The organism is Natrialba magadii ATCC 43099 (assembly GCF_000025625.1).
Lineage (GTDB): Archaea > Halobacteriota > Halobacteria > Halobacteriales > Natrialbaceae > Natrialba > Natrialba magadii.
In genome coordinates, this window is record NC_013923.1 from 1 (window position 1) to 13,570 (window position 13,570).

Here is a 13,570-nt window from a genome sequence, read left to right on the forward strand (position 1 = left end):
AAAGAATTGTTCGACATCAGTTCCCCGCCCCACTTCTGCACCCCAGCGATCTTCTAAAGTAACACGAATCTCGGTTGATCTGTTTTCGAATTCTGTTCCTGCTTATCACTGTCACTCTCTTGCTATTTTGTACCCTGATCTTCCACTCTATGCGGTACTCTTGCCTATGTGGCACTCTTGCCTATACGGTGCTCTTGCCAGTGACTACTGCCCAACTCTCGCCCGTGACCAACTTTCCTTCTCCCACCTGGACTTCCACAACCCCCGTTTCTACTGCACCCACCACACCATTTCTCCCCATTTCACCGGAAACCCGGTGTGTGTGTGCGCCAACTCAACCTCATCCGTCATCCTTCGCTTCGCCCCTCCATCCCGAATCTCACTACTGTGCCACCCCATTCCTACGGCATGTCTCCTACCCGATTTGATGACTTGTACGCTACCAGACACACTAACGTGGTTCCAGGGAGTACTGACGCAACCTCCGGTGTACTGGCGTGATTCTTGGTGGCATCGTTGACGAAACGTTCAAGATGATTCACCGGAAACACGGTGTCTAAGGTATATGTCTGAGTCCGACGACCTCTTCATTCGGGAGGACCCGATCTTCGTTAACAAGGAACTCCTCGAGATCAGTCACCTCCCCGATGAGGGTCGGATCGTCGGCCGGGACGAAGAGATCGGCCAGCTCGCGAATGCCGTCAACCCCGCGATTTTCGGACAGAGTCCCAGCAACGTTCTCATCTACGGGAAGACTGGCACTGGCAAATCGCTGTGTGCGAAGTACGTTTCTAGACGCCTCGTCGATACGGCCGAAGAGGAAGGCGTCAGTGCGGTCTTCGCCTACGTTGACTGTGCACAGGACACGACCGAAACACAGGCCGTCCAGACCATTGCGAGCTCGGTCAACACCGACGAAACTGAGATCTACATTCCCGACAAAGGAATTAGCACGGCGACGTACTACAAGCGTCTCTGGCGCATTCTCAACAAGGAGTACGACGTCGCACTCATCATTCTCGACGAGATCGACAAACTCGAGGATGACGCGATTTTGATGCAACTCTCCCGCGCCGGTGAAGCGGGGAAAGTAACCGACTGTAAGATCGGCGTTATCGGTATCAGTAACAAGATCAAGTACAAAGACCGGATGGACGAGCGGGTCAAATCGAGCCTCTGTGAGCGCGAGTTCGTCTTCCCGCCGTACAACGCGAGCCAGCTGAATAACATCATGTCGGCGCGTAACGATGCGTTCCGCGACGGCGTACTCGAGGACGCGGTAATTCCACGAGCGGCCGCACTCGCAGCGCGAGAGCACGGTGACGCCCGAAAAGCGATCGACATTCTGCGGTATGCCGGCGAAATTGCACAGGCTGAAGGGGCAGCCACCGTTCGCGAGGAGTTCGTAGTTCAGGCCCGCGAACGTGCGGAAGTCGATCGGTTCCGTGAACTTATCCGCGGTTCGACGCCCCACTCTCGATACGTATTACAGGCGCTGACGGTTCTCTCACTCGAACACCGTCCTGACGGTGCATACAGCAATACGTCTGGCGAGAACGACGGCTTTCGAACGACGCGAATCTACGATATCTACGAGCAAATTTGTCGTCAGGAAGGTGCCGATACACTGTCGCTTCGTCGCGTTCGTGACCTGCTAAAAGAACATGCGTTTCTGGATATACTCGAACAGTCCCGACACAGCGGCGGGAGTGCGGAAGGAAGCTATACCGAACATACGCTTCTCGAGGATCCAGAAGTTGTCCGAGATGTGCTTGCAGATACTGTCGAGTAGGGACGGAACGGTGTTGGCTGGCGTCGACTGGTTCGGTTAGTTGGTTCCGGTTGGCACGGTCAGCTGATCTCGGCTGATCGATCACTGTCTGGTACTCTCCCAGTAGCTATACTGATCAGTGCAAGTCACGGACGACTGTGACTTGACGGCTGGTAATCGGTGAGCAGTGTGGGGGCTCGATTCGTTGCCGGTAGCAGACGATAGCAAGACGTTCCACCGGAAATCCGGTGTCTGTCCATCGTTTTGGTTCATACCGTTCTGCGGGTAACTGTTCACCGGAAACCTGGTGTGCACTGCTAGACATCGGTGACGTTTCACCGGAAATCTGGTGTCCTGACGATCACGGTCTGGTATGGGTGTTGACAGCACCACTCATATCCTGGGCGCACACCTGATTTCCGGTGAAAGCGAACGGTAATAGTTGGCTGGGATATTCTCGGCCCTATTTTCGACTTTTGATTGCGAGCGACTCGGTTCAGGTGAACCTGCTTAACCGAGTAGTTACCACGAGACTGACCCTGGATACCACGATATCGACGTTGATCGTATGAGTATGAGGGACTCACACTTCTGTGTCAGTTTCACCGGAAACATAGTGTGAGGTACTCGTGGCTACACCTCTTCACCCAACGATGAGGAGATGGGTGTTGTGCGTCCTCGTTCAGCCTGGACGTACCAGACCCATTTGAATCAACCCGAGATGGGTGCCGGGTGAACCCGTTTCCATTCGTCTGCGATCAGCTTCTGATCGTCAGGATGCCATCGTTCATTTTCACTTCGTTCGCGTCTGTCGGAATCCCGAATTCGAACTGTGTACCGTCGATAACGACGATTGCCGTTTCACCAACAGTGTCGAGCGTTGGTTCGCCAGCCACTTGCCCAAAGTCGACGGCAATGACTTGTTCATCGTCGTACTGGCGGTTCGTGATCGTAATCTCATCTTGTTCACCTGCTGCTGCCTCAAGTTCTGGTGGTGTTTCCATAGACGTTGTTCGCGGTCAGGAGCCGTAAGTACCGTGCACGAACGTGCCACCTGGGGACGTTATAGTGGGTCGCAGCCAATTCGTCACTCCCAGCATACTGGTAGACACGATTTGAAGCTGAGAAACACACGATTCAAAACTGCGAATATACGGCTCGAAACTCAGTTTTACTACAGTCCGACGATCGACACGAGTGGATCTCCCGAGAGCAGCAGGAGTACGTTGTTGATGACGAACAACGTATAGAAGGCAACTATCGCACCGATAAACTGGATATCACGCGGATGAGAGAGCACGTGCCCAATCCCCATAATGAGCAGTGCGTACAGCCCTGCTGCAAGCGGAACCCCTGGTAAGCCAAGAAATTCGAAGAACAGGACTGTCACCGGGTTCAGCTCGTTTGCATAGGGAACCACGAAAAATAACGTTGCGGCGACCATATCGATGAACCAAAGTGAAAGAAATGCGACTCGCAACGAGAGTGACTCTGGCGGATCGAAGTTTATTCGAGTGATTGTTTCAACTCTCATCTGTAGCTCTACATTGGGGCCGCCAGGAGTTACGTATTGACCTTGCCTACGCTACTGTGAGTTCTTCACACGCTCTCTACTGGCGCTTTTCTTCCCCGCCAGTTGCGACAACCAGTACTGCTTTCTCCATCTTCAATCGGGTATTACCTTCCACTGTCATGCAAGTATGGAGTTTTTCTATTGGTCTCGTTGTACCGAACCTGGAACTGGACCGAGACAGGTCATCGACGGACAAATCCTATTTCTCGCCGTTCTGTTTCCACTATATTTATTATATCTAGTTCCATACCGAATTGTATGTATGACCTAACCGGCTTCCAGCGTGACCTCCTGTACGTCGCTGCAGGACTCGAAGAACCACACGGCCTCGCGATCAAAGAGGAACTCGAGAACTACTACGAGAGCGAAATCCACCACGGCCGACTCTACCCGAACCTGGATACGCTCGTCGACAAGGGTCTCATCGAGAAGGGAACGGCTGACCGGCGAACGAACGTCTACAGCGTTACGCGCCGCGGCCGTCGCGAACTCGAAGACCGGCGCGACTGGGAGGAGCAGTACGTTTCTGACCTGGTCTGACCGGCAATCCGGTCTCAGTGTTTGCGTACGCCATCGGAAGCGATTCCTGTAGAAGACTGTCTCCTCTCTCCATTCGAAGCCTTTTCGAGAGTTGAACCACTCACGCCGCGTTCACTTCTGATGTCTGGTTCGTTGAGCACCAGTTAGTTTTCTCAGTCTAGTGGCTGTTGGCGCAGTCGCCGACCGGTGACCGGTTTATGCTGCTCGCGCGTGATTGTCTCTCTATGGACGGCACTGATCACGACCACGACCACGACAACAACGACTACCACGACAACAACGACTACCACGACAACGACGACCACAACAACGATCACGACCACAGTTCTGCTACTAACCGTAGCCAGGATACCGACCACGTTCTCGTTCCACTCGATGCAACACCACTGCTCGAAGACGTCCTCTCCTACGCGTTCGACCACCATCCTGTCACAGACGTTACCGTGCTTCACGTCGCAACCGTCCCGACAGACGCCCCACTCGAGTTCAGCGGCGATCCGTCGGCGTGGCACGACAATTCGGGTGCTGTATTCGAGCGAGCCACCGCCCTTGCAGCGGACCGTGATCGGTCGATTGAGACGACAGTTGCCTTTGGCCAGCCGGCGCGAGCGATACTCGAGTACGAACGGGACGAAGCAGTCGATGCGATCGTTCTTGGGAGCCACGGCCGTTCGCGTGTCGAGAAGTTGCTTCTCGGGAGTGTTGCGAATACTGTCTCCCGGCGTGCGTCTGTTCCGGTGACGATTGTTCGGTGACGGTTGTCCGGTGCTGAGTGCGGTGTGGTTGTCTGGTGTTGAGTGCGGTGTGGTTGTCCGGCGCTGAGTACGGTACGGTTGTCTGATAGTGGGTTTCCGGTGGCGGGTGTCCAGTAACGGTTGCGTCTGCCGGGTATCATCACTGGCAGAACGACCGTCTCACATCGACCAGTAGTCTCTCCGTACACCGATGGTGTTGTCTGTCTGCGCTATCTCGTAGTTCTGGCCTTCTGGACGCTGCTTTGTCGTGAATGCCATTGGTAACTAAGTGTCGATACGTCTGCAACACGGATACTAATGGCCGAACGGACGACAATCGGTATCCTTGCAGAACCGTTCCTCTATGAGTGGCAAGTCCGTGCTATCGACCGGGTCCAGACACAGACTGACGCGGAAATTTCGCTCGTCGTAACGAACGCCGAAAACCAAGAGTGCACCGCAGAGTCGTGGAACGACTCTCGATTCGAGGCCGCAGACGTTCAGCGGTTCGTCGACGTCCTTCGTGATGAACAGGTGTGGGCGCTGGTCCTCGCAGAACGAGCACTCGCGAGACGATTGGGTGACGAACAGCGACTCTGGCATCGCCACTCCGTCGATTCGGTCGAGCAACTCGACGCTGCAGACCACATCCAGTGTGACCCCAATCGCGACGGGAACTGGTACGAATTTCCCGACGATGTTGTCTCACGACTTGCTGACCAGTGTGACGTGCTGGTTCTTTTCGGGTTCGGCCTCCTGAAGGGCGACGTCCTCACTGCGACCGACCACGGTATTCTGAGCTTTCATCCGGCCGATATCCGCTCGTACCGCGGAATGGGGCCGCCGCCGATATTCCACGATGGCCAATCGACAGCTGGCGCAACCCTTCAACGCCTGAATGAGTCGATCGACGGCGGTGAAATCATCGCGTACGACGAGGTCGACCTCAGCGACTGTCACACCCTCTGGGACGTCTTTGACAGACTCGTTACACTCCAACTGCAGTTGCTTCCCGACGGCATCGAACGCGTCTGCGATCCGTCGTTCGAGCCAACTACCGTCCCCGACGACCAGCTCGGTGCGTTCTATCCGCGCTCGATGCGTCGCAGTCCATCGTTCGCTGGACGAGTCCTCGCGAAAAATGTTGCCGGTCGTCTGCATCGACAACTCTCGACTCGTGTGGGATTTCCCGCAGTCAAACGGGTAATACCGGCACGGCGGTGACCGATAGTCACTCGTTGGGGACTGACAGTCACTCGTCGAGATACGACCGTGCGCGCTTATCACTCACCTGTCTGAAATCCTGGTAATACTGGCCGACAGCCCTGAAATTAGCTGGCCGTTCGAGGGCAATGACTGCATCGACAGCCGGTTCGTCCGTCTCGAGTTCGTTCAGTGATCGCGGTGACCCGACCGGCACCGCCAGCGTGACATGTGCTGCTCCGGCGTCAGCTACCTGCCTGAGACATGCAATCGCCGTTGCCCCAGTCGCGACGCCGTCGTCGACGACGATCACTTGCTTTCCTGAAACTGCCGGAAAGTCGCCATTGTCCCGATACTGGACCGCTTTTTCGTGTGCAGCCTCCGCTTCGCGGGCCTGTTCACGTTCGAGATACTCGTCTGCTACCTGTAGCTGTTCGACGAGTTCCTCGTTGAGCCAGTGGCTTCCGTCGCTAGCGACGGCTCCAAGCGCCAGTTCGGGGTTACCTGGTGCACCGATCTTCGATGCGACGACAACATCGAGTGTCGCCCCCAGTTTGTCCGCGACCGGCCGTGCGACCGGGAGCGCACCGCGTGGAATCCCGAGGACGATGTCTGCTTCGACTCCTTCCGACGCGAGATATGCTCCGAGTTGCTCGCCAGCGTCCGTTCTATCGGTAAACATCCCTCTTCCTCTTCCATCGTCTACGTGCTCACACTGGTTGTATGTGTCTATCACTATTTGCGTCAGTAACAGCCAGTGATACTGAAATGCTCCTCTTCGACACGTTCAGTACCACCCCTCACCGTCCCCACCGGCGTCATTATCTTTCTCACTCGCTGCTGGCTCTGCTGACTCTACGGGCTCTGCTGGCTCTACGGACTCTGCTAACTCCGCAGACTCCGTTTCTGCAAGTACCCACTCGAGTGCGTCTATTTTCCCGTCGATAAGCTTCGTTCGGGGGTCGTAGTAGTCACATGATTCTCTCGTTCGACGCAGCGCAGTCAGTCGGTCGCGGATCTCCTCGTGTGCGTGCATTGTATCACGGATGCACCACAGCGGGGTGTATAAACCATTCACAGGGTGGAAGCAGTAGGCATGAATAACACCGAGACTATAGTAGCCACTGATTTCTAGTGACTCCGTTCGATTTCGGTGGTTCCTGTCGTTGTGGTTGTTACTCGCTTCTCGTTTTTGTTGCGACGCTGCGCCTGTCGCTCCCAATCTGTCGCTGTTAATCTACGACAAACTTGCGTCAGCCAGCGTTGGTTCTCGAGCCGAGTGCGTGCTGTTTCCGACGGCAACTGCGGAGCAAACCGATGGAATTGGCGTGTGGATTGGTCCGGTCTGGTACGTTGCCGCCAACTCGTAGAGTGTCGCACAGCCACTCATACGTGTCAGTATGGCAGCGTGCGGATCTGTTGAAATCGGTGTCGAAGACGTAGCATACCACTGCAGTATGACGATATACCGATGCAGCATGATGACATACCACTGGTGCATGACGACCTCGTTTGTTTCACGCCGGAAGCGGTGATCTTTCGCCCACTATCCTTGCCGCTGGATTACCCACTGAGTCACCGGGCTGCAGTACTACTGAATCGCTGCCAGGATCGCTTTCAATTCGTCTTTCCGGAACGATGACGGTGCGTTCTCCGGATGAGCCTGCTCTACAGCACCGATCTTCCACAGAATCCCTGCCCTCATTTCTGCTTTTGGAGGCAGACGCCCGGTCGTCTCGATTTCATACCCCACTGCATCACAAACTGCGGCGAGGTCCTCTTTCGTGAACGTTGCCGCCCGCTCACGCTCAAACCGATCGACCGCTATCCTGATTTCATTTCGAAGTTCAGTGACGGTTTGTGCCATAGGTGCAATGACACACACGGGCACTGTCTTTGTTCCGGTCAGAAACTCATGATCGGTGGGTGCTTCGGAACCAAAGCGAACCCTCAGTCGTTGCTCACTGAGTATAGTAGCCACTGCAAGTCACTGCACACCTGATCGCCAGCCTGCTCGGCGATCAGTGTGTCAATAGTTGCAGTTGTTACTATAGTAGGATACCCAGTTCCCGCTGTGACAGTGATGACTCGGGATAGAACAGGACAAGACAGGGCGAGACAGGGTGAGGAAGAGCAGGGTGAGACAGGGTGAGGAAGAACAGGGTGAGACAGGGCGAGGAAGAACAGGGTGAGACAGGGCAAGACAGAACAGGCTCCCCCCAAAGCGGCGGTCAATTTCGCAGATGCCGTCACGAACAGCGTGCTGAATACACGGGTTGTACTCCGCACTCGCGTAGCCAGACCACAACCAGCATTACGATAGTTGCCAGTCTCCGGTGACACCTGCCGTCCTCGGTGACTGCTCTCGGTTCGTCGGTGGATTTGGACCGACGACAACCGATCGAATGACAGCCTCGCAAGTACCGAGACACGCATCCATCCGCGATCGTGTGGGATTTCTGGTAGCCGTGACGAGTGAACTCCTTCCCAGAGGCGTACGCAACCCGGGGACAGTCTCACCTGTCGACAGCAGCTGTCACCGGGCCGGTCTATCCGGTCGTTTTTGTATCGATGTCAGTGTCAGTATCCATGTCAGTATCAGTGTCAGTATCAGTATCCGTGTCAATATCCGCACCTGTGTCTGTCTTACTCCCCGTCTTTGCCTCACTCCCTCTCTCCATCCCTCCCCCCTCACCAGGAATCTCCGCATCCTCCATCAGAAGTACACGTCGCTCGGTGTACTCGAGTCCGTTTTTGCGCTGGCGGGTTCGTTTGATTGCGAGTCGATTCTTCGAGAGATCGAGCAAGGCGTCGATCGTTCTGGAGACGAGTTTCTTCGCGTAGCTCTCGCTGATGCCTGTCTCCTGTCTGCGGATCCAGTGTTTCATCTCGCTTGCAGTGACGTATTCGCGAACGCCGGCACAGCCGTTCTCCCAGGGATTGTCGCCAACGCCTGGATCAGTCCGTGCTTTCCAGAGCCGCGCCGCAAGTCGAGATGGTAGGGACGAGACCGTTGCATGGAGCATATCGTCGTCCATGGTTGCAAGTTGCTGAATCGGCAGGAGATCACCGTGTGCGAGCGCGACGTTACCGCCACGCCCGAGTGGGTCATCGCTCTCGGGGAGTCGGAAGTACCGCCTGCCGTCGTCTTTGCGGATGCGCTCGAGACGGCCATCGGCGACGTCGACCTCGGTTTCGTCGACGTGTGTTTCGAGTAGATGGGCACCCTTCTCGAGTTCGCGGGCCTGGAGTTCGGTGACGCGCTCTTTGTTCGCGGTGAGTTTCTTTGCGTAGGCGTCCAGTCGCGCTTCGACCGGGGACTGTGCGTCTTCGAGGTTGTCGATGCGAGTGCGGAGCTGGTCGTTTGTCGTCTGTGCTCGGTCGAGTGCAGTCTCGAGTTGTTCGAGTCGAGTGTCTCGGTACTCGAGTTCACTTTCGAGGGCGGTCACCCGCTCGCGCAGGGTTTCGAGTTCGGCAGTCAGTGCTTGCAGTGTGCTCGGGTCGGGGTGCTGGGATTGTGTACTCATGTCTGGTGTGGGGTGGGATGTGTCGTTGGTCGGTGGTGTGTCGTGGGTCGGTGCTGTGTCGCTGAGACCTGGGTGTGATCGGTCGGTGCGACTGGGGCGGACACCGGTCGGCGAAAAGGGTAGTTGAGTCTGCAGGGGAGTGTTGGTACTGGCGGTGCCACTGCGGTTTGACGGTGCCACTGCAGTTTGGGGTGCCACTGCAGCTTGGCGGTGTCACTGCGGGTTTGGTCGGTGCTGGTCCGGCAGTGGTCGCGGTGGCGATGGTTATGATGATTTTGTGGTTTCGATCACCCATCGCGCTCGTGTCGGCCACCGTCAGCCAGCATCGCGTGTCGCCCATCGGGTGTAGCGTGTCGGTCGGCCGGCCCAGTGTGCCGTTCGTCCGGCCCGGTGTGTCGTTGGTCCGGTGCAGCCGAACGCGTCGGGCGGTAGGCACAGCGCTGACCGGGGTAGTACCGCTGGGCGAGGACCTTCGCAGCGTTGCAATCGGCGTAGACGCCGCCGACGTAACAGTCCGGGTTCGGACAGCAGACTGTCTGGCTTCGCACCCGCTCGCCGATGACGCCGCAGGCGTGACACTCCAGCGAGGAGTACGGCTCTGGGACCGCCGCGACCTCGAGTCGGTACTCGGCGGCCACGGTGCGGAGCCGGCGGTGGGCCGCCGGGAGTAGCCACGCAGTCCCGCGGTGTGCGTTGGGGTCGGTCAGCCACGCCCAGAGGTCGGGTTCGTGGTTGCTATCCTCGGTGACCAGGACGGGGTCGTCGTAGGCGGTTGCGTACTCGCAAATCGTCCGTGCGGCGTCGTCGATCTCGGCGCGGATCGCGGCGTGGTGCTGTGTGACTGCCGAGCGGATGGTGTCTCGATCGGTGTCGCTGGCAAGGTGGGCGGCGGTCTGTGCGCGGAGCTCGTCGAGGTGGGCACAGACAGCGTCGCCGCTGATCACGTACGCGCCGGTCCAATCTGGCATCGTCACCGGACAGGCGGTGTAGAGGTTGTGTTCGCCGATATCGACGCCGATCGCGGTGGGCTCACTACGCATCGCGACCACCGTCCGTCGGCTCGAAGAGGGTTGCGTCGTCGCCCGCGACGTGGATCGCGTCGTAGTGGGTGGCTGGGTCGCGGGTGGGTGTTGCTGCGGGGAACTCTACTGATCGGCGGGTAGCGGGTGCGTCTGCGCTGTTCTCGTGGCCTGTCTGCTGGCCAGCTATACCATCGTCTAGTGGGCAATGTTCATTGCCCCTCGAGCGTTCATTTCGCATGGTCGGAACCTCGTGCAGAGGATGACCCGACCCCGGCGTGTCTCCAGCACGCTGGACCTTTGTGGCCCAGAAAGGTCAGGTCAACAATCACTTATCTTCGACTGCTAATATATCTTACTGACGAGTCGTCAGTGACTGGTTGCTTTATACAACTGGGTGAAGGCTAGTAGTCAGAACACACCAACAACCAGTGGTTGTATGTCTATTGCTTCCAATTTCTTGAATGAGATGCGCCAGGAAGCAGAGTGGATGGTTCCGTCGGACAACAAAATTCTCGAACTCATCCGTGAGTATGGGAACTTGACTCCCACAGCAATCGAAGATCTCGGTGGCCCAAGTGCTGGTCATGCTCGAAACCGGTGTCCCGTGCTTGCCAAGTATGGACTACTCGAGCGAATCTCTCGTGGTCTCTACGGAATTACTGCGGAGGGGGAAGCCTACCTCAACGAAGAACTCGACGCAAGTGAACTCGAGTCGGTTGAAGAATCTGAGTAGAATCTCTTTTCAGAACGTAGCTACCGGCTGGTGAACACAGCCTCTATTTTTCCAGCCTTTAACACAACAATATAATGCACAGTTAGTGCAAAAGGTGGGCTGAAGGGTTGTTCTGAGGACCTTGCGCACTGGTTTCAGTTATGCACACGATTAGCCCGCGTTCGTGTGCATATTCAGGAAACCGATTTTGTCGACATGCAACCTCTGGGGGAAGATAGCGGTAGAAAGTAGATAGAGTATTCGCACCCACTGGGTTTTTATTGAAAGAGTAGAAGTTGTACACATGAAGGATCATATAGCGCCAGAAGTGAATAAAGACGGGTTTCACTGTCCTCACTGTGGGATATATGCTTTACAACTTTGGGACAATCTCTCTACACAGAAAGGGTCGGGAGGTGCTGGACGAACACGCATACTAGATGGAAAAATTGGATATTGTACCCAATGTAAGGATTATACTCTCTGGGTGGGTGAGCAAATGGTATACCCCTCTGCATCTTCGGCACCAAAACCAAGTGAAGATATGCCGGAAGACGTCAAACAGGATTTCAATGAAGCAAGACAGATTGTCGATGATTCTCCCAAGGCAGCAGCAGCCCTTCTTCGACTTGCTATGGAGAAATTGACACAGGATCTCACTGGCAAAGAGGGTCAAAGTTTATATCAAAATATTGGCGACTTGGTTGATGATGGACAGATTGATGAACGTGTCCAGCAGGCATTGGATTCGGTGCGTGTAACAGGAAACGACTACGTCCATGCAGGAGAGATCTATAATCCAGATGATCGGGAGGTAGCTCTTCGATTATTTGAACTCGTGAATATCATTGTCGAGCTTACAATAACTCGGGAAAAGCTGATTGAAGAAGCTTATTCAGATATACCAGAAAATAAGAAAAAGGGTATTGAACAACGAGATAATTAGCCGGTTCAGACACTATTGTAATCGCAATCGGCCAAACCAAGCGTTAGACGGCCGAATTTCTGCCGAGGAACTGCTCAACTAGACAGTACCGTTTCTACAGGCTTTCCAGTAATGATTAACCTCTGTTTCATGTGCTTCAACTGGAGATCCGCTGTGCGGAGGTGGGCGGGGGCGCTGTAATTTTTTGGCTCTGTCCCCTTGGGGACAGTGCGGAGGCGGAACGGTTGGTTTAGAACTTTGTCCATAGCTACAGTCTCCGTCCTAACAGTGCATTCCTTTTCTCAACTCGAGTACCCGGAGCACCTCTAGAAGAGCGAGCCCATGCCGAGTCGCAATTATGCCTGCCAGATCGCGTGCGTGCTCCTCTCAATCTTCGCTATCACAAGCCTTCTCAAGACTATGGGCAGATTCGAACAGCGCATATGCGATCAAAAGGTCATATTCAGGCTGACTTGACTACTCAAAAATAGGACTGAGGGTTATTTGCACTATCCCATGGTTGGTGGTAACATGCCACTTGGAACAAAACCACGACGGGCAATTCTAGCGGCTCTAGGTAGTGTTGCGGCAGGCACTACAGTGGCGCAGGCGCATGAGCACCACGAGGAATTTGATCGTCCACGAACTATAGAAGAGAACGGTATTGAATTTACGAAATGGGACTGCTCGCGAGTTATTATTGAAGACCACACCGGGCGAGCAGACTTCGTCAATATTCTTGTAGCCTATTTCGGTCTGGAAATGCTATCTGAACCTGATGACGAACCCCAGCGCCTCGCTTATGACCTTTCGACTGGCCATGTCTTGCCAGAACTCGATGGAAGGCTAGATATTAATGTTAATGACTACACAGACGAGGTTCAGCCCGAATATGGGTCAATAGTGATCAGTACTGTAGGTGTATACAACACAGACCGTGATGAGCAAATGGCTCTGATTTCGTGGCCTATCGACGAATGGGAATGCGATTATGTAATGCAACACGAAGTTGAATAGGACAGGTGGTACCTTGTTTGGAGACGAGTCCCCAGAGTAAGCAATTCAGTTCCCGACCCCTGAAACCACCGTCACCGGCCGGTCACTATCCAGAAGCACCGCCTGCGTCACACTCCCGAAAATCACCTTCCCGACCGGCGACTGCTTGCGCGATCCGAGCACTAACTCGTCAGCCCCCACCTGCTCCGCCACGTCCAGAATCGCCGGCGGCGGATTCCCAGTCGCGCTATGGACCCGCGTGTCGACGCCTGCATCGCGAAGTGACTCGAGTGCCGTCGAAACCGTGTCCGGCAACTGGTCGACGTCCTCGTAGTCGAATTTAATCTCGCCGATCTGGATCTCGCTGTCGGCGAACTCGAGTTCCTTGCGGACGTAGAGTACGTGTACGGCGATTTCGTCTGGAACGCCGGGGCGGGATAGTATGGCGTCGAGTTGGGCCTGGACTCGCGCTTCGGTTTCGTCGACGGGGAGCAAGAGGGTGTACATACTGTTGCTGATGGACGCCTGGCATATCAATTTCCGTGCTCGGTGCTAGTTTGGCGAGTA

The 13,570-nt window shown here is 55.4% G+C and carries 16 protein-coding genes; 7 read left to right on the top strand and 9 right to left on the bottom strand.

The window, feature by feature from the left end:
- Positions 1-565 precede the first annotated feature (565 nt).
- Positions 566-1,792, top strand: a complete 1,227-nt coding sequence (locus tag NMAG_RS17470; protein WP_004266920.1) for a Cdc6/Cdc18 family protein — start codon at positions 566-568, stop codon at positions 1,790-1,792.
- 737 nt (positions 1,793-2,529) lie between these two features.
- Here the strand turns inward: NMAG_RS17470 and NMAG_RS17475 are convergent.
- On the bottom strand, positions 2,530-2,775 hold the full coding sequence (locus NMAG_RS17475; protein WP_004266921.1) for a DUF7127 family protein: 246 nt from the start codon (positions 2,773-2,775) through the stop codon (positions 2,530-2,532).
- A 170-nt stretch (positions 2,776-2,945) separates the two neighbouring features.
- Positions 2,946-3,305: a hypothetical protein gene (locus tag NMAG_RS17480; protein WP_012996857.1), complete on the bottom strand. Its 360-nt coding sequence runs from the start codon at positions 3,303-3,305 to the stop codon at positions 2,946-2,948.
- A 297-nt stretch (positions 3,306-3,602) separates the two neighbouring features.
- Between NMAG_RS17480 and NMAG_RS17485 the strand changes: the two genes are divergently transcribed.
- From NMAG_RS17485 to NMAG_RS17495, 3 genes are all read left to right on the top strand, one after another.
- Positions 3,603-3,884, top strand: coding sequence for a PadR family transcriptional regulator (locus NMAG_RS17485; protein ID WP_004266923.1), 282 nt, complete (start codon positions 3,603-3,605; stop codon positions 3,882-3,884).
- Between the two features lie 224 nt (positions 3,885-4,108).
- Positions 4,109-4,639 carry a universal stress protein gene (locus NMAG_RS17490; protein WP_004266924.1) on the top strand — a complete coding sequence of 177 codons (531 nt, stop codon included), beginning with the start codon at positions 4,109-4,111 and terminating at the stop codon, positions 4,637-4,639.
- 297 nt (positions 4,640-4,936) lie between these two features.
- Entirely contained in the window at positions 4,937-5,842 is a 906-nt protein-coding gene (locus NMAG_RS17495; RefSeq protein ID WP_004266925.1) for a formyltransferase family protein, read from the top strand.
- Between the two features lie 28 nt (positions 5,843-5,870).
- Here the strand turns inward: NMAG_RS17495 and NMAG_RS17500 are convergent, their stop codons facing one another.
- The 6 genes from NMAG_RS17500 to NMAG_RS17525 all read right to left on the bottom strand — a co-directional run bounded on the left by NMAG_RS17500 (position 5,871) and on the right by NMAG_RS17525 (position 10,608).
- Entirely contained in the window at positions 5,871-6,503 is a 633-nt protein-coding gene (locus tag NMAG_RS17500) for a phosphoribosyltransferase (protein ID WP_004266926.1), read from the bottom strand.
- Positions 6,504-6,608: 105 nt separating this feature from the next.
- Positions 6,609-6,857 (bottom strand): hypothetical protein, encoded by a 249-nt coding sequence (locus NMAG_RS17505; protein WP_004266927.1) that lies wholly within the window; start codon positions 6,855-6,857, stop codon positions 6,609-6,611.
- A 555-nt stretch (positions 6,858-7,412) separates the two neighbouring features.
- Positions 7,413-7,688 carry a hypothetical protein gene (locus NMAG_RS17510; protein ID WP_004266928.1) on the bottom strand — a complete coding sequence of 92 codons (276 nt, stop codon included), beginning with the start codon at positions 7,686-7,688 and terminating at the stop codon, positions 7,413-7,415.
- Between the two features lie 682 nt (positions 7,689-8,370).
- Entirely contained in the window at positions 8,371-9,348 is a 978-nt protein-coding gene (locus tag NMAG_RS17515) for a hypothetical protein (RefSeq protein ID WP_004266929.1), read from the bottom strand.
- A gap of 287 nt (positions 9,349-9,635) precedes the next feature.
- A complete protein-coding gene (locus tag NMAG_RS17520; protein ID WP_004266930.1) occupies positions 9,636-10,388 on the bottom strand; it encodes a zinc ribbon domain-containing protein in 753 nt (250 codons plus the stop codon).
- On the bottom strand, positions 10,381-10,608 hold the full coding sequence (locus tag NMAG_RS17525; RefSeq protein ID WP_012996860.1) for a hypothetical protein: 228 nt from the start codon (positions 10,606-10,608) through the stop codon (positions 10,381-10,383). The genes NMAG_RS17520 and NMAG_RS17525 overlap by 8 nt, the downstream gene beginning before the upstream one ends.
- A gap of 228 nt (positions 10,609-10,836) precedes the next feature.
- On the opposite strand from NMAG_RS17525, the gene NMAG_RS17530 reads away from it, so the two are divergent.
- The 3 genes from NMAG_RS17530 (at position 10,837) to NMAG_RS17540 (ending at position 13,024) form a co-directional block, all read left to right on the top strand.
- Entirely contained in the window at positions 10,837-11,103 is a 267-nt protein-coding gene (locus NMAG_RS17530; protein ID WP_004266931.1) for a hypothetical protein, read from the top strand.
- Between the two features lie 478 nt (positions 11,104-11,581).
- A complete protein-coding gene (locus tag NMAG_RS20670) occupies positions 11,582-12,028 on the top strand; it encodes a DUF4145 domain-containing protein (RefSeq protein WP_160165652.1) in 447 nt (148 codons plus the stop codon).
- Between the two features lie 510 nt (positions 12,029-12,538).
- Positions 12,539-13,024, top strand: a complete 486-nt coding sequence (locus NMAG_RS17540) for a hypothetical protein (protein ID WP_148221938.1) — start codon at positions 12,539-12,541, stop codon at positions 13,022-13,024.
- 45 nt (positions 13,025-13,069) lie between these two features.
- Here NMAG_RS17540 and NMAG_RS17545 read toward each other — a convergent pair whose 3' ends face one another.
- Positions 13,070-13,510: a universal stress protein gene (locus tag NMAG_RS17545; protein ID WP_004266934.1), complete on the bottom strand. Its 441-nt coding sequence runs from the start codon at positions 13,508-13,510 to the stop codon at positions 13,070-13,072.
- Positions 13,511-13,570: the final 60 nt, after the last annotated feature.

Coding starts and splice junctions, on each gene's coding strand:
- NMAG_RS17470 (WP_004266920.1), top strand. CDS start 566: ATGTCTGAGTCCGACGACCTCTTCATTCGGGAGGACCCGATCTTCGTT.
- NMAG_RS17475 (WP_004266921.1), bottom strand. CDS start 2,775: ATGGAAACACCACCAGAACTTGAGGCAGCAGCAGGTGAACAAGATGAG.
- NMAG_RS17480 (WP_012996857.1), bottom strand. CDS start 3,305: ATGAGAGTTGAAACAATCACTCGAATAAACTTCGATCCGCCAGAGTCA.
- NMAG_RS17485 (WP_004266923.1), top strand. CDS start 3,603: ATGTATGACCTAACCGGCTTCCAGCGTGACCTCCTGTACGTCGCTGCA.
- NMAG_RS17490 (WP_004266924.1), top strand. CDS start 4,109: ATGGACGGCACTGATCACGACCACGACCACGACAACAACGACTACCAC.
- NMAG_RS17495 (WP_004266925.1), top strand. CDS start 4,937: ATGGCCGAACGGACGACAATCGGTATCCTTGCAGAACCGTTCCTCTAT.
- NMAG_RS17500 (WP_004266926.1), bottom strand. CDS start 6,503: ATGTTTACCGATAGAACGGACGCTGGCGAGCAACTCGGAGCATATCTC.
- NMAG_RS17505 (WP_004266927.1), bottom strand. CDS start 6,857: ATGCACGCACACGAGGAGATCCGCGACCGACTGACTGCGCTGCGTCGA.
- NMAG_RS17510 (WP_004266928.1), bottom strand. CDS start 7,688: ATGGCACAAACCGTCACTGAACTTCGAAATGAAATCAGGATAGCGGTC.
- NMAG_RS17515 (WP_004266929.1), bottom strand. CDS start 9,348: ATGAGTACACAATCCCAGCACCCCGACCCGAGCACACTGCAAGCACTG.
- NMAG_RS17520 (WP_004266930.1), bottom strand. CDS start 10,388: ATGCGTAGTGAGCCCACCGCGATCGGCGTCGATATCGGCGAACACAAC.
- NMAG_RS17525 (WP_012996860.1), bottom strand. CDS start 10,608: ATGCGAAATGAACGCTCGAGGGGCAATGAACATTGCCCACTAGACGAT.
- NMAG_RS17530 (WP_004266931.1), top strand. CDS start 10,837: ATGCGCCAGGAAGCAGAGTGGATGGTTCCGTCGGACAACAAAATTCTC.
- NMAG_RS20670 (WP_160165652.1), top strand. CDS start 11,582: ATGGTATACCCCTCTGCATCTTCGGCACCAAAACCAAGTGAAGATATG.
- NMAG_RS17540 (WP_148221938.1), top strand. CDS start 12,539: ATGCCACTTGGAACAAAACCACGACGGGCAATTCTAGCGGCTCTAGGT.
- NMAG_RS17545 (WP_004266934.1), bottom strand. CDS start 13,510: ATGTACACCCTCTTGCTCCCCGTCGACGAAACCGAAGCGCGAGTCCAG.